The organism is Microbacterium sp. C5A9 (assembly GCF_022627955.1).
GTDB lineage: Bacteria > Actinomycetota > Actinomycetes > Actinomycetales > Microbacteriaceae > Microbacterium.
Genome location: NZ_JABXGD010000001.1, coordinates 19156 through 34216 on the forward strand (window position 1 = coordinate 19156; position 15061 = coordinate 34216).

At 70.0% G+C, this 15061-nt stretch carries 13 protein-coding genes; 12 read left to right on the top strand and 1 reads right to left on the bottom strand.

The window, feature by feature from the left end; all coding sequences use genetic code 11:
* Nucleotides 1-3: 3 nt before the first annotated feature.
* Nucleotides 4-1338 carry a type VII secretion integral membrane protein EccD gene (gene eccD / locus HWD99_RS00065; protein WP_241794154.1) on the bottom strand — a complete coding sequence of 445 codons (1335 nt, stop codon included), beginning with the start codon at nucleotides 1336-1338 and terminating at the stop codon, nucleotides 4-6.
* Between the two features lie 275 nt (nucleotides 1339-1613).
* On the opposite strand from eccD, the gene HWD99_RS00070 reads away from it, so the two are divergent.
* The 12 genes from HWD99_RS00070 (at nucleotide 1614) to eccCa (ending at nucleotide 15012) form a co-directional block, all read left to right on the top strand.
* The gene (locus HWD99_RS00070; protein ID WP_241794155.1) at nucleotides 1614-2723 is read left to right on the top strand and encodes a WXG100 family type VII secretion target; all 1110 of its coding nucleotides are present in this window, start codon (nucleotides 1614-1616) and stop codon (nucleotides 2721-2723) included.
* Entirely contained in the window at nucleotides 2720-3046 is a 327-nt protein-coding gene (locus HWD99_RS00075) for a hypothetical protein (RefSeq protein WP_241794156.1), read from the top strand. Before HWD99_RS00070 ends, HWD99_RS00075 begins: the two co-directional genes overlap by 4 nt.
* Nucleotides 3043-3327, top strand: coding sequence for a WXG100 family type VII secretion target (locus tag HWD99_RS00080; RefSeq protein ID WP_241794157.1), 285 nt, complete (start codon nucleotides 3043-3045; stop codon nucleotides 3325-3327). Before HWD99_RS00075 ends, HWD99_RS00080 begins: the two co-directional genes overlap by 4 nt.
* Nucleotides 3315-4175 (top strand): hypothetical protein, encoded by an 861-nt coding sequence (locus HWD99_RS00085; protein WP_241794159.1) that lies wholly within the window; start codon nucleotides 3315-3317, stop codon nucleotides 4173-4175. The genes HWD99_RS00080 and HWD99_RS00085 overlap by 13 nt, the downstream gene beginning before the upstream one ends.
* A gap of 223 nt (nucleotides 4176-4398) precedes the next feature.
* Nucleotides 4399-4716 (top strand): WXG100 family type VII secretion target, encoded by a 318-nt coding sequence (locus tag HWD99_RS00090; protein WP_067115405.1) that lies wholly within the window; start codon nucleotides 4399-4401, stop codon nucleotides 4714-4716.
* Between the two features lie 43 nt (nucleotides 4717-4759).
* Entirely contained in the window at nucleotides 4760-5041 is a 282-nt protein-coding gene (locus tag HWD99_RS00095; RefSeq protein WP_079113895.1) for a WXG100 family type VII secretion target, read from the top strand.
* Between the two features lie 126 nt (nucleotides 5042-5167).
* Nucleotides 5168-5599 (top strand): hypothetical protein, encoded by a 432-nt coding sequence (locus HWD99_RS00100; protein WP_241794161.1) that lies wholly within the window; start codon nucleotides 5168-5170, stop codon nucleotides 5597-5599.
* Nucleotides 5599-6945: a S8/S53 family peptidase gene (locus tag HWD99_RS00105; RefSeq protein WP_241794162.1), complete on the top strand. Its 1347-nt coding sequence runs from the start codon at nucleotides 5599-5601 to the stop codon at nucleotides 6943-6945. The genes HWD99_RS00100 and HWD99_RS00105 overlap by 1 nt, the downstream gene beginning before the upstream one ends.
* Nucleotides 6935-8377 (top strand): hypothetical protein, encoded by a 1443-nt coding sequence (locus HWD99_RS00110; protein ID WP_241794164.1) that lies wholly within the window; start codon nucleotides 6935-6937, stop codon nucleotides 8375-8377. Before HWD99_RS00105 ends, HWD99_RS00110 begins: the two co-directional genes overlap by 11 nt.
* Before the next feature lie 61 nt (nucleotides 8378-8438).
* The gene (locus HWD99_RS00115; RefSeq protein WP_241794165.1) at nucleotides 8439-9797 is read left to right on the top strand and encodes a hypothetical protein; all 1359 of its coding nucleotides are present in this window, start codon (nucleotides 8439-8441) and stop codon (nucleotides 9795-9797) included.
* Nucleotides 9797-11041 carry an RDD family protein gene (locus HWD99_RS00120; protein WP_241794166.1) on the top strand — a complete coding sequence of 415 codons (1245 nt, stop codon included), beginning with the start codon at nucleotides 9797-9799 and terminating at the stop codon, nucleotides 11039-11041. Before HWD99_RS00115 ends, HWD99_RS00120 begins: the two co-directional genes overlap by 1 nt.
* Nucleotides 11038-15012, top strand: coding sequence for a type VII secretion protein EccCa (eccCa, locus tag HWD99_RS00125; RefSeq protein WP_241794167.1), 3975 nt, complete (start codon nucleotides 11038-11040; stop codon nucleotides 15010-15012). Before HWD99_RS00120 ends, eccCa begins: the two co-directional genes overlap by 4 nt.
* Nucleotides 15013-15061 lie beyond the last annotated feature (49 nt).

The window sequence follows — 15061 nt, forward strand, 5'->3', positions numbered from 1 at the left end:
CGGTCAGACGAGCCCCGCCGTGATGACGCCCAGCGGCAGCAGCAGTGCGAGGGCGATGACCTCGACCGTGTCGCCGAGGCGGGTGAGGCGCAGACGCGCACGCGGCGTGAGAAGCGTGAGCCCGACGAGGATGACCGTGGCGACGACGAGCACCAGCAGCATCCAGGTGCGCACGTCGGGCAGTGCGAGAGCGACGGTGATGCCGGTCGCCGCGAGTCCGATCGCGCCGATCGCCATGAGAACCAGCACGCCGAGGCGCGCGTGGATCTGCCGCGACTGGAACATCATCCCCACGAAGGCGAGCACGCACAGCACCGCGCCGAACGCTCCGCTCGCGGCCACGAGCGGTGTCGCGACGAGCGCCGCGAGGCCGAGTGCGGCCCGCAGCGCGATGAGCGTGCGCGTGCCTGCAGCGGCGCGGCGCTTGACCTCTTCGGCATCGATCGGCTCGGGGGCCGAGAACATGTCTGCGTCGCTCTGCGGAGAGATCACGCGGATGCGGGTGGAGCTGAGCGCGAGCCAGGGGATGCCGTTGGCGAGAAGCGCCGTCGTGGCCAGCATGATCGCGTAGGGGGCGAGGGCGTCGCCGAAGAGCGCCGCGGCGGTGGCGGTGACGCCGATCGAGGCGCCGAGGGCGATGGGCACGAGATGGATCTCGGGCTTGTCCTGCGTGACGGCCAGGCCGATACCCCCGACGATCACGAGACCGAGTCCCATGGCGGCGAGCGGCCAGCCCCAGATGCTCTGCACGGGGACCGCGAGATACCCGGCGAGGCCACCGTAGGCGGCGGCGGCGAGGCCGAGGGCGTGCCCGGCCTCGGGCTGACGCAGCCGCATGAGCACGGCCGCGGCGACGCTCAGCACCACCGCGCCGGATCCCGCGATGATGGCGGGGATCAGCGAGGTGGGCGGAGTGGCCACCAGCAGCAGCGCGCACAGTGCCAGGAAGGTCATGCTGATGAAGAGCGCCGTGCGCGAGCTGTCGGCCGGTGTCCACGACCCGTGCTGCTCGGCCGTCGCATCGATCACGGCCTCCACGACGTCGTCGTAGACGCGGGGCTCGCTGGTCAGCCCGCCGCGGACGAGAGTGAGGAGCTCACCCTCGTGCACGCCCTGCGCCGCGGCTCCGCGCGCCGGATCGAGCGGTGTGCCGTCGGCGCGCTGCAGCGCGTAGCCGCCGTGCGTGAGCGTGGGGTCGAGCACGCCGAGGCTGCGGGCGAAGCCGGGGATGATCTCGATCAGCGGTACCTGCGACGGCACGCCCACGTCGAGTCGCCGGTCGTCGCTGACGACGGAAAGTCGCAGCACGGTGCCTGCCGTGGCGCTGCTCTGAGTCATGGAACGAAGCCCCCTCCATGGTGTGCAGCCGCGAAGGAGGACGTGTGGCTGCGCATTCCGCCTCTCACCCTAGTTGAGGCATCCGACAACGCGTAGTCCTGGGGCGGCCTATTCATCCATCGAATGCACGATCTCGGTGCGGACGGCCGCGCCGCTGTGGAGATCGGTGCGGATCTGATCTAGCCTGGCCGCTGAAACGTATCGTGGGGGCCGTTTCGATGTCGTTCCGTTCAGGGACGCGCCTCCGCGTGCTCGGAGCACGACGAAGGGGCGGTATGAGCGACACCGATTTCTGGCTGAATCCGGCCGGGCTGCGTGAGCAGGCGGGAGCCTTCACGCAGTACGCGGATCAGGCGGCGAGCGCTCGCGCCTGGCTGGAGGACCACACGATCACCGACGACGGGAGCTTCGACGCCTACACGCGGGTCGCGGGTGCCGCGATCGAGATCCGGTCGTCGCTGATCGACTGGTTCGATCACCTCGAGCAGGTGCTCGACGGCACGGCCACCGAGCTCATCGCCGTCGCCGACGAGGGCGAGGGCATCGACCAGGAGCAGGCCGCGCTCATCGACGCGACCGACCCCGACGTCTACAACGACAACACCCAGTCGCCGTCGGGGAACCCGGAGCTCGCCCCCAGCTACGACCGCACCGACGACTCGCTCCCGGTCTGGGGACCGCCCACCGGGGGAGCCGCGTTCTTCTGCGACCTCGGCAGCTACGACGAGCTGAACCAGCTGAGCACCAACCTCGTCCCTGGCGACCTCCTCAGCCCGAGCGAGTGGATCGACACGGTCTTGGGATGGCTGGGCGCTCAGACCCTGCCGCAGCGTGTCCTCGAGACCTACGGCGGGCGCTGGGGCGATGTCCAGCAGTTCGCCGACACGATCAACGGCCTCGCATCGCTCGTGGACGACATGCACGGTCACCTGGCCAGCGCCGTCGCCTATGCGGGCATCCAATGGCAGGGCTACGCGTCCAACAGCGCGCAGGCCTATCTCGAAGACCTCCTCAACGCTCTCTCCGATGCGCAGAGTGCGCTGGCCGACGCGGGAACCGTGTTCTCCGACTACTGCACCGGGGTGATCCAGTCCGCCGAGCAGATCGCCGGGGCGATCTACGGACTCTACGACGCCGTTCTCGTCGCGGCCGCGGGCGCGGCCTTCGGCACCGGCACGGTCTGGACCGGCGGAGGAGGGCTCATCGGCTACGGCACGGCCGGCGTCTCGCTGCTGTGGGCCGCCAAGAAGCTCGCCGACGTGAATGGCATCCTGCAGGACATCTCGGCGTTGTACTCGATACTCGAAGCGCTGGGCAATCTGTCCGGCGACCTGTCGAACTTCGCCGCGACGATGCCCGTGCCGACGATGGAGCAGACCTCATGACCCTCGATCCCGCCGCGGACCGGAACCCGGAGCCGCTCGACCCCGATGCGGCGTTCGCCGGTCGCGTGAGTTCCGAGCGAGCGCCGTTCGCGCTCTCGACGATCGCCGCGAGCGCCCCGGTTCTCGTGCAGCTGGCGAGGCAGATGCGCGAGGTGCGCGCCGGCACCGACGACCCGCAGCTGCGTGAGGTGCTGGACGGCATCCTGAACGGTCGCGCTCCGCTGTCGGCGCTGCTCGCGGACGGTGTGCTCCCCGCTCCGCCCTCAGCCATGCCGGATACACTGCGCAAGCTGTGGGAGTCGAACGAGGAGGCGCAGCGATGATCGGTGTGAAGGTGTCGACCGCCAAGGGATCGCTCACGGGCATCGACGGCGGGATCGACGAGATCGCCCGCATCCTCGAGGCGCTTCGCGATGAGATCGCCGCGCTCGAATCCCGCTGGGACGGCGAGGCGCGTGAGGCGATGTCCGTCGCGGTGCGCGACTGGAACGCCTCCCTCGAACGACTGCGGCTCATCGGCCGGGATGCGAGTCGCGCCGCGGGGCAGACGGTCGACCGGGTCGATGCGTTCGACCGTCGCCGAGCCGGCGCGTGGCACCGGTGAGCCGGAGGGCGACCGCAGCTGGGCTCGCCGCAGCCGCCGTGGTGCTCGCCCTCACAGGATGTGCGCCCGGAGCGTCGACAGGACTCACCGTGGCCTATGAGGCCGACGGCGTGCAGCGGACGGTCACGCTCGATCCCGACCAGATCACCTGCGACGAGGGCAGCGTGCACGGGCTCGCGATCTCGAACGACCCGCAGGGGCGCTTCTCGATCGGACTCGGCGGCGATCGCCGCGGGTCGGTCGGCGCCGGAAGCGACGAGGGATTGGTGCTCTTCGAGGGCACCGAGCTCGACCTGTCCGCATCGGGCACCGTGCTCACCGTGGGGTCGTCGGAAGGAGAGGTCTCCGTCATCGAGGGGTGGGAGACCGGTGACGACGTGAACGTCTCCGCCGATGATGCCGTGCAGTACCCGGCTGTCCTGTCCGGATCCATCTCGTGCGACGATCCCGTCTCCGTGCCGGTCCCCGACGAGGGCTCGTCCGAGTCGGCTCCGCCCGTGGGTGTGAGCGTGACGTTCACCGCCGCAGGCGCGGTGCGCACGGCCGCATTCGTGCCGACCTCCGTGTCGTGCGACGCCCGCGTGACGGCGACCGGCATCGATCCGCATCCCGGCACGTTCTCCCTCGATCCGTCGGGGCGGGTGCAGATGACCGTCTCCGACGAGGAGGGCACGACGGAGTTCCGCGCAGACGATGTGGACGTGGCCGCCGAGAGCGACGGCTCGTACTGGCTGAGGAATATCGAGGGCGACGTGCGATTCTGGGCCGGCCAGACCGGTGGGAGGCTCTCTCCCGATGACGCCGAGTCGGACACCGGGACGCTGAGCGCCCTGATCGTGTGCCCGTGACGGGAGCTCGCGGCGGATCCCCCTGCCCGGGGCGAGGAACCGGACTCCGTTTTCTCCATCGAACGTACAAACCGTCCGCGGATGTCCCCCGTGTTCTGGCGATTCCGGGAGATCTGATCTAACCTGGCTCCTGAAACGAATCGTGGGGGGTTGTTTCGAAGTCGTCCCAGCACAGGGATGCGCTCCCCGCACGTGTGTCCGTGAGGACCGGAGGGAGTGAGTTATGGCTGATGTCATCTCCGCAGAAGAGGGGGCTCTGCGCCGCGGAGCCCAGGCGGTGCGGGAGACCAAGTCCGGGATCGACCAGCAGACCAAGAAGGTCCGCAGCGAGATCGAGCAGCTGCGCGGCTTCTGGACGGGTGCGGCAGCCGCATCGTTCACCACGCTGATGTCCCGCTGGGACGAGCAGGCTCGTCAGCTCAACGAGGTCCTCGTGACGCTCGAGGATGCCCTCGCCGGCACCGAGCGCGACCAGGCCGCGACCGAAGAGGCGCACCAGCAGACCATTTCGGGCCTCGGCTCGATGATGTCGGGCGCCTGAGCGCTCGCATTCACAGGACTATAAGGAGAACATGATGCAGTCGATGTCAGTTCGCCCGGAGCAGGTCAACGCTCTGGCAGCTCAGATCCGCAGTGGTTCGCAGGGCATCCGCTCCGAGCTCGACCGTCTCGAGTCCGAGGTCGGCAAGCTCCGCGCAGCCTGGGACGGTTCCGCTCAGCAGGCCTACGACCAGGCTCAGGCGAAGTGGAACCGCTCGCTCAGCGAGATGCAGCAGCTGCTCACGCAGATCGCTGGAAAGACCGAGGAGATCTCGGGCCAGTACGTGCAGACCGACAAGTCGGCTGCCGGGCGGTTCGGGGCCTGATCCCGTGGCGCGGGCCCGGTGCAGAGATGCCCGGGTCCGCGCCGTCTGCTGTGCTGTTCGGCCCGTCGGTCGGAGGGCAGCGCAGATGATTCGGGATCATTGCCGTTGTGAAGAGGAGGGGCGTCGATGAGCATCGCAGTCGACTTCGATGGAGTGTTCGCCGAGCTGAAGCGGCTTCTGCGTGAACTGCAGGAGTTCCCCAGCCCGGACGAGGTGGCCGTCGCTGAAGGAGATGTGTCGAACTCGACGCGCGAGTTCCACCAGGCCGTGGCCGGCGCGGCACAGTCGATGGGAATCGCCACGGAGAAGGTCCTGGCCAAGCTCCAGAACACGCACGACACGATTCGGGCTGCGATCCTGCAGATCGCGGAGCAGGACGAGGCGCTCGCCGACGAGACGAAGCTGATCGTGTCGCTCCTGGACTCCGCCGTGGAGCAGGGGAATGCGCCCTCTCCCGCGTCGACCGGTGCGTCGGCGGGGGCGAGCGGCGGGGTCGCGAACGGCGTCGAGGCCGGTGGCGAGACATCCGACGGCACGGGCAAGGGCGTCGACTACTGATGCGACGCACGCACCGCCGAGTGATCACGATCGCCGGGGCTGCGGCTCTGGCGATCGCTGTCGCCGTGCCGTCGAGCGCCGCAGCCACCACGACCGCCGAGTCCGGCCTGTGGTGGTTCGAGCGAGGCAACGTCCAGGCAGCGCACGACGCCGGATTCGACGGCACCGGTGTGAAGGTCGCGGTCATCGACAGCCAGATCAACCCCGACGTGACCGGTCTCCGCGGCGCTGACCTGACGCTGCGCGAATCGTCGTACTGCTACGACGCCTCCGGCGAGCCCATCCCCACGGTGTCGACCGACTACGTGGCGGCATCGCACGGGACGAAGGTCGCCTCGATGATCGTCGGAACCGGAGAGGCACCCGCGGGCGGCGCTCCGATCGAGGGAGTGGCGCCCGGAGTCGAGCTCCTGTACTACAACGCCGGCGCGGTGCTGGACGGCGTGGTCGGCGACGATGGAGGCGATGAGGCCTGCCTGCAGGCCGACGGGACCGATCTCGGCGACGACCGTCGGTTCGGTCTCGATCGCGCGATCTCCGATGCCGTGACCGACGGCGCGGACATCATCTCGATCTCGACGGGCAGCCTGACCGACGTCTCTCAGGGGCTTGCGGAGGCGTATGCGAACGACGTCGTGGTCGTCGCCGCGATGCCGAACGATGATGGCATTGCCCTGTGGCCCGCGGGCCTCAACGGGGTCGTCGCCGTCCAGGCATTCGGCGAAGACGGCATGATCCAGAACGGCGTGAACGGCAAGCCGAACCTCAGCGACGATGTCGCGATCGCCGCCCCCGGCATCCGCCTGCTGACCCCGGGGTCCGCGGATTCCTGGGACGCGCAGTCGCTGGGTTCCGGGACGTCGTACGCCACACCGATCGTGGCCGGCTTCCTCGCGGTCGTGAAGCAGAAGTACCCCGAGGCGACATCGGGGCAGCTGATCCAGAGCCTGATCCACAACACGGGAACGAAGGGCGAGCACGAGCCCCAGTGGGACAACGCTGCCGGGTACGGTGCGGCCTCTCTCACGGGAATGCTGGCCGTCGATCCGACGAAGTACCCCGATGAGAACCCGCTCTTCAACGCCGACGACCCCAACGACCCGCCGTCGCTGAGCATGGTGAACGAGGCGAAGGCAGCACTCGGCCAGACCGACCCGACCGCTGCGCCGTCGTCTCAGCCCGATGCCACGGACTCGCCGTCCGCATCCTCGTCGATGACGCCGTGGCTCGTCGGCGGCGGAATCCTTCTCGTGCTGTTGATCATCGGCGGCATCATCCTCGCGATCGTGCTGACACGATCCTCACGACGACAGAACACCGAACAAGGGGGCAACCATGGCCGGTAAGCAGAGTGGCGGAGGCTACGAGGCGGAGCTGAATCGCATCCGCTCGCTGTCGGACTCGATCATCCCGAAGACCTCGGCGCTGCTGAACTCCCTGGCGTCGCTCGACCGCGCACTCTCCACGGTGCGGCTCTCCGACTCGTGGACGGGCAGCGCGGCGGAGAAGGCGACCGCGGACGTGGACGAGATCCGCACGAAGTTCAGTGACATCCGCGGCCTCGTCGAGGCGATCGACTCGGCCGTCGGCGAGGGCAATGACGCGCGACGCACCGCGGCATCCGCCGAGCTGCCGTCGGCGTCGATCGATCCCTTCTGGGCGAACGCGGCGAAGGGGGCATCCTTCGTGATCCACCCGGTGCTCGGACCGCTCGCCGCCGACACCGCGCTGGACGCGATCGGCGACTTCATGGGCAACCAGCGCGAGGAGGCGGCCAAGCAGGCGGTGGAGAACGTCCAGAAGTCGCTGGTCGATCCGACGGACAGGATCAGAGCGGCCTCGAACAAACTCAACGGGATCGAGGTTCTCGATTCGGACGATCAGAAGATCAACGACGGCGGCCTCGACGGCCCTCAGATCAACGCTCCCCGCATCGGCACCCCGGGGATTCCGAGCGGTCCGTCCGGCTACACGCCCGGTGGCGGCGGCTACACGCCCGGTGGCGGGGGCGGCGTCGGAGAGTACGTCCCGCCGGTGCCCATGAACCCGGACCTTCCGACCTACCCGACGACGCCGACCTACCCGACGTTGCCTGACGGGCCGGGCAACTGGGAGTACGACCCCGATGGGCCGGGCGGCCCGGGCGGTCCCGGCGGTTCGGACGGCAGCGACCCCACGGTCGACTTCCCGGGCGGCGGCGTTCTGCCCGGCGGCCCCGGCGGAACGGGCGGCGGCTACCCGCTCAATCCCGGCGGCACCTTCCCCGGCGGGACCATCGGCGGTGGCGGCGGAATCGGAACGGGCATCGGCGGCGGTATCGGCGGAGTCGTCGGCGGCGGTGCCGGAGCTGCGGCGATCGCCGCGGGATCGAAGATCGCGGGCATCGGCAGCATGGGCGCGCTCGGAGGCTCCGGCCTCGGCGGCGCGTCGGGTGCCGGGCTCAAGGCGGGCGGCGGGCTGCTCGGCAACTCCGCGCTCGGCGGTGCCGGCGGTGCAGGCGGTGCGGGCGGCTCTGCCCGGCCCGGAGGCATCGGCGGTGTCGGCGGTGTCGGCGGCGCGGGCAGTGCCGGTGGTGCGGCGGGTTCGTCGGGTGCAGCCGGATCCGGCATGCGCCCGGGGATGGGCATGATGGGTGGTGCCGGCGGTGCTGACGAGGAGGAGAAGGCCAAGCGCTCCGGACTCGGCGGTCCGGTGGCCCCGAAGCTCGAGGACGAGGAAGAGCGGGGACCGCGCGCCAAGAGCGCACAGGCAGGCTCCCGCGACGATCACGCAGAGTGATCCGCGTGAGCGGAAGAGGGGGCGTGCGGCCGAGGTCGCACGCGGTCGATAGGGTGCAGGTGTGTCTGTCGAGATCGTAGAGCGGCGCCGCATCGTGCTCCAGAGCGAGGACCGGCGTATCGACCTGTCGCTTCCGTTCGACGAGACCCTCGACGATGCGCTGGTTCTGAGCGGGCTGTCGACGGCGGAAAGCTTCGTGACCGTCGGGCCCGGAGGATTCGAGGTACCCGGTGACACGGAGTGCGCGGACCTCATCGACGGCGGCCTGTATGCACTGATCGATCGCTCGGCACTCGCTCCCCGAGCGGTGCGCGACGCGGCCCATGCCCCCACCCGGGTCGACCACGGCGCACGATGGTGGATGCTCGCCGTGAGCGGGCTTCTCCTCGTCGCCGTGTTCACCCAGGGGGCCGGCGACCCGCTTCTTCGTCTTCTGGTCGCGCTGGTCCTCGTCGTCGGAACCCTCGGTGGCGCGATCGCCTGGGCGCGACGCGACTCGATGGCCGGCGTGCGCGGCATCCTCGGGGTGCTGGCGCCGGTGCTGACGTCGTTCGCGGCCGGTGCGCTGCTGATCCCGGCGGACCTCGAGTCGAGCGCTCACCTCTCGACCGCCGCGGGGTTCCTCGCCGCGGGCATCACGACCGCCCTCGTGGCGGTCTCCGCACGAGCACGTCCGATGCGCGCCGCTGCGGGGACGGCCACCGTGCTGCTCGTCAGCCTCTCGGCCGTGTGGGGGCTCGCTCTCCTGCTGCGCTGGGGCCCCGCCGATGCCGCGGCCATCTCACTCGGCCTCGTCCCGCTCGGCCTCCGCGCGCTCCCCAGCAGCCTGGTCAACCTTCCCGAGGGCTATTTCATCGACTACAAGCACTTCATGACGAGTCGCTGGACCGTGCGCGGGGCGATTCCCGACTCGGTCGGCATCCTGCGGACCGAGCGCATCACCGCGGTCGTCGACGACTCGTCGGCGCGGCTCGTGGCGGGCACCGCCGTGCTCAGCGTCGTGGCGGCGATGATGGCGCCGGTCGCCTTCCTGCGGCCCTGGTCCGCCGACCCGATCGTGGTGTCCGGCGGCATCGCGTTGCTGGTCTGCGTCATCCTCGCCCTGCTCCTCACCCCGCGCCACACCACCTCACGCGTGCTCCGCTGGCTTCCTCGTGCCGCCGCGGGCGCGGTCTTCGTCGTCGCCGCGCTCCAGACCGCCCTCGCGCTCGGCGCGGGCTTCCAGGTGCTCGGCGCCACGGCCCTCTTCGCGATCGCCCTCGTCTCGGTCGCCGTGGTCGTCCCGATCTCGCGCGGCTCGAGTTCCCTGATCTGGTCGCGCTTCGGCGACGCGTTCGAGTGGCTGGCCGTGGCCCTGTCGCTTCCCGCCGCGCTGCTCTTCGCGGATTCGTTGTCTCTCCTCCGTGGAATGATGGCGTGATGAGCGGGAACGGTGAACCACAGCCCCGGCCGGGAAGTGGCCCGATCCCTCCGATGCAGCCCGGTGCGGTTCCTGCTCTGCCCCCCGCGCTGATCGCGGCTCCTCCCGGTGTCGACGGTGCTCCGCTCCAGCAGACGCCGGCGGCCGCCGCCCCCACACCGCTGGTGACCTCGCGTGTGCGCGAGCGTCGTCCTGCCGAGGGACTCGGCCCGGCTTTCGTCGGCGTCCCGGCATCCACCGGGCTGCGCATCGCCGCGTTCACGCTCGACGCCGCGGTCGTGATCCTCGCTGCGGCCGTGGTGCTGATCACGACGCGCAGCGTGCTCCTCGCCGGGTTGACCGTCGCAGAGCTCGCGATCTTCTTCTGGGTGCTCGAAGCGCGGACGGGACTCACTCTCGGCAACCTGGTGCTGCGCCTGCGCAGCGCTCGGGGTGATCGTCCGTACTCTCCGGGTGTCGGTCGGCAGTTCGTGCGCGGTGCGATCACCGGCGCCGGTTTCCTCGTCGCGGTGGGCAGCTGGGTCGTGGTCGCCTCGAGCGCCTGGGACCGCGACGGTCGACGCCGCACCTGGGCCGACCGCATCGCGGGCACGGTCGTGGTGTCGGTGCCGCCGCGCGCAGCCGCGAGCGACCCCGCCGACGTGGCGTCGCCGTCGCTTCCTCCCGCCGTGGCCGAATCCCTCGCGCCCCCGCAGGTCGTCGCTCTCGGTGCGCATCCCGTGCAGATCGACGAGGATTCCGAGCCGACGGACGCACGGGCCGCATCCCACCGGGCGGAGCCGCAGATCTCCGCGACGTCCGGCGAGGAGAAGCCCCTGTTCAGCGTGGCGCCGCAGACCGGTCAGCAGCCGGTCGCCGATGCTCCTGCGGCGTCCGACACCGGCGCGCTGCTGCTCATCTTCGACACGGGGCAGCGGGTGCAGCTGCCGCTTCCGCTCGCGGCCAACCTCGGTCGCGGTCCTGTCGCGAGCGCGCATGACGACCGCCTCGTGATCGTGACCGACCCCGACTCCTCGGTGTCGAAGACGCACCTGCGCATCGAGCACTCCCGAGGCCGCACCTGGGTCACCGATTTCGGATCGACCAACGGATCGGACGTGCGCTCCGATGACGGGCAGACGACCGAGCTCGTCGCGGGTGAGCGGATGCTCCTCGACGACGCCGATCGCGTGCGCATCGGAAACCGCAGCTTCACCATCAGCCTCCTGCTGGGCACCGACAGCAGTGCCGGAGAGAGAGCATGACAGGACCCCGTCTCGCACCGCCCCGCGTCCCCTCGGGAAAGGTGCCCGTCCAGGCTCCTCCCGAACTGCAGCCGAACGACGGCGGCATGGGCGTTCTGGGGTCACTGCTCCCGATGCTCGGCAGCGTCGGCGCGATCGTCATGGTGACGATGTCGAACCAGTCGGTGACCGGTCTCCTCACCGGAGGCATGTTCCTGCTGTCGTCCCTCGGCTTCGTCGCGGTCAACGGGTGGCGCCAGCGCTCGCAGCGTCAGGCGGCCACCCTCAGTTCGCGCCGCGAGTACCTCGCCTATCTCACCGAGCTGCGGCAGACCGTGCGCGTGGCGGCGCGTCAGCAGCGCCGCGCCGCCAACTGGCACCTGCCGGCCCCGTCTGCGCTTCCGTACATCGCCGAGGAGCGCACCCGGGTCTGGGAGCGCAGCGTCAATGACCCCGACTTCCTCTCCGTGCGGGTCGGCACGAGCGATCAGCCGCTGTGCATCACCCTCGAAGCGCCCGAGCTCCCTCCGCTCGCGCAGCTCGATCCCGTGGCCGCATCGGCGGCGCACCGGTTCATGCTGACGCACGAGATGCAGAAGAACCTCCCCGTCGGCATCACGCTGCGCGACTACGCGCGGATCGAGATCACGGGTGACGAGAGCGAGTCGCGGGCCCTCGCCCGTGCGATGCTGCTGCACGCCGCGACGATGCACGACCCCGACACGGTGCAGATCGTCGTCGCCGCGGATGCCGCCGTGCTGCCGCAGTGGGAGTGGGCCAAGTGGCTTCCGCACACGCATTCGCGCACGGTCCGCGACGGACTGGGCGCGGCGCGCATGATCGGATCGCAGCTGTCGGAGCTCGAGGACATGCTGCCGGCCGAGGTCCGCGAGCGCCCTCGGTATGCGCGAGACGGCTCGTCGCCCACGGTCCCGCACATCGTGATCCTGACCGACGGCGCGAGCACCTCGTTCACCGACGTGCTCGTGAGCGGAGACGGCGTGCAGGGTGTCACGGTCATCGATCTGCCGTCGCGGTGGGCCGACCTCGAAGACCCGCACGCGCTCCGCATCGCCTTCGACCCGGCGTCGAAGGGTTCGCGCGCCGAGCTCGTCAGCCTGCAGGTGTCGACGCGCCCCTTCGAGGCCGACGGCATCAGCATCGTCGAGGCCGAGGCGACAGCGCGCCGGCTCATGCCCCTCTACTCCGGCGGCACGGCGATCGCGAAGAAGAAGAGCTCGACGGATCAGGCCGAGCTCGTCGAGCTTCTGGGCCTGCCCGACGTGCGCGACATCGACCTCGATGCGGCCTGGTCGCCGCGCCTGGAGCGCGACCGTCTGCGGGTGCCCATCGGTCAGACCGAAGACGGCAGTCCGCTGATCCTCGACATCAAGGAATCCGCGCAGCAGGGTATGGGACCGCACGGTCTCATCATCGGAGCGACCGGTTCGGGAAAGTCCGAGGTGCTCCGCACGCTCGTGCTCGCGCTCGCGATGACGCACTCGCCCGAGCAGCTCAACTTCGTGCTCGTCGACTTCAAGGGTGGCGCCACCTTCGCGGGCATGGCGGACATGCCGCACGTGTCGGCGATCATCACCAACCTCGGCGAGGAGATCTCGCTCGTCGACCGCATGCAGGATGCGCTCCAGGGTGAGATGGTCCGACGTCAGGAGCTCCTGCGTGCGACGGGGCCGTTCGCCAACGTCGCGGACTACGAGAAGGCCCGACGCGGGGGGCGCACGGATCTCGCTCCTCTGCCCGCGCTGCTGATCGTGGCCGACGAGTTCTCCGAGCTGCTCTCGGCGAAGCCCGAGTTCGTCGACACTTTCGTCAACATCGGCCGTCTCGGACGATCGCTGCAGGTCCACCTGCTGCTCTCGTCTCAGCGGCTCGAGGAGGGCAAGCTGCGCGGCCTCGACACCCACCTGTCGTACCGCATCGGTCTGCGCACCTTCTCGGCCGCCGAATCGCGCACCGTGCTCGGCGTGCCCGACGCCTATCACCTGCCCACGCAGCCGGGTGCCGGCATCCTGAAGTCCGACACCGAGACCATGACCCAGTTCCGTGCCGCATACGTGTCCGGACCCCCGCCCCGCCGCCGGCGGCGGGCGTCGTCCGGGTCGACGCAGACCACGGGGTCCGCAGCGGTCGAGCTCTTCACCGCCGCCCCGGTGTGGCGTGCCGAGACGCCGGTCGACGAACCCGAGGTCGTCGTCGATGCCGAGCCCGAAGAGAAGCGCAACACGTTCGAGATCGCGGTCGAGATGATGAGCGGTCGCGGGCCCTCCGCGCACCAGGTCTGGCTGCCGCCGCTCGAGACCCCGGCGACTCTCGATCAGCTGTTCGGCGATCTCGTCGAGGACCCCGCACTCGGCCTGATCTCGCCGCGCTGGCGGGGCGCCGGGGCACTCACGGTCCCGCTCGGGATCGTCGACGTGCCGCTCGAGCAGCGTCGCGAGACCCTCGCGGTCTCGCTGGGCGGTGCCGCGGGGCATATGGCCATCGTCGGCGCCCCGCTCAGCGGAAAGAGCACCCTCGCCCGCACGGCGCTGGTCGCGCTGGCGCTCACGCACACCCCGCAGGAAGTCCAGTTCTTCGTCATCGACTTCGGTGGCGGCAGCTTCGCGGGTCTGCACCGATTCACCCACGTCAGCGGTGTCGCGACGCGCTCGGAGCCCGATATCGTGCGGCGTACCGTGGCCGAGGTCACGAGCCTGCTCAACGCCCGCGAGGTGTACTTCCGCCAGAACGGCATCGATTCGATCGACACGTATCGGCAGCGACGTGCCCAGGGCATGGCCGATGACGGCTACGGCGACATCTTCCTCCTCGTCGACGGCTGGGGCACCCTGCGCGCCGAGTTCGACATGCTCGAGCCGCAGATCCAGGCGATCGCCGCGCGCGGTCTCACCTACGGCGTGCACGTCGTGATCACGGCGGCGCGGTGGATGGAGGTTCGCGCGAATCTCAAAGATCTCATCGGCACGCGCATCGAGTTGCGTCTCGGAGACCCCTCCGACTCCGAGGTCAATCGCAAGGCGGCTGAGAACGTCACCTCGCTCCCCGGACGTGGCCTCAACGGCAACGGGCTGCAGATGCTGACCGCACTGCCGCGCATCGACGGCGTCGACGATGCGTCCTCCCTCTCGGACGGCATCGACGACGTGGCGCGCAAGGTCGCCGCGGCCTGGCACGGTCCCGCCGGTCCCAAGCTCCGCCTGCTCCCGTCGCAGATCGGGCATGCCGACCTGCGCGCCGTCGCGGCCGCCGCATCGCCCGACGGGACGGAGCCGAGAGAGATCCTGCTCGGCATCGACGAGGCGAACCTGGCGCCGTTCTCGATCGATCCGATCGCCGAGCCGCTGCTCTACCTCTACGGCGACGCCGACTCGGGCAAGTCCTCGATGCTGCGCGGAGTCGTGCACGAGATCACCCGTCTCTACGCTCCCAACGAGGCGAAGATCTTCGTGGTCGACTACCGGCGCGCGCTGCTCGGCGAGATCCCCCAGGAGTACCTGGGCGCGTACCTGACCTCGCACGAGATGACCGAGGGAGGCATGAGCGAGCTCGCCCAGTTCTTCCAGAGCCGCATCCCCGGGGCCGACGTCACCCCCGACCAGCTGCGCACGCGATCGTGGTGGACGGGCGCCGAGGGCTTCGTGCTCATCGACGATTACGACCTGGTGTCGACCTCGCAGGGCAACCCCATCGCGGTGCTCGCCCCGCTGCTGGCGCAGGCGGCCGACCTCGGGCTGCACGTCGTCCTCACGAGGCGCACGGGTGGGGCGAGCCGCGCTGCCTACGATCCGATCATCCAGCGGATGACCGATCTCGGCGCGACCGGCATCCTGCTCTCCGGAAGCCCGGAGGAGGGCCAGCTCATCGGCAAGGTCAAGGCGATCCCGGCGATCCCCGGTCGAGCGCAGATCGTCAGCCGCGATCGCGGACTCGTCTCGGCGCAGCTGCTCTGGGTGCCGCCGAAGTACCAGTGATGCACGCACGATGAACGCCGACGGGCCCGCCGATGTCGTCGGCGGGCCC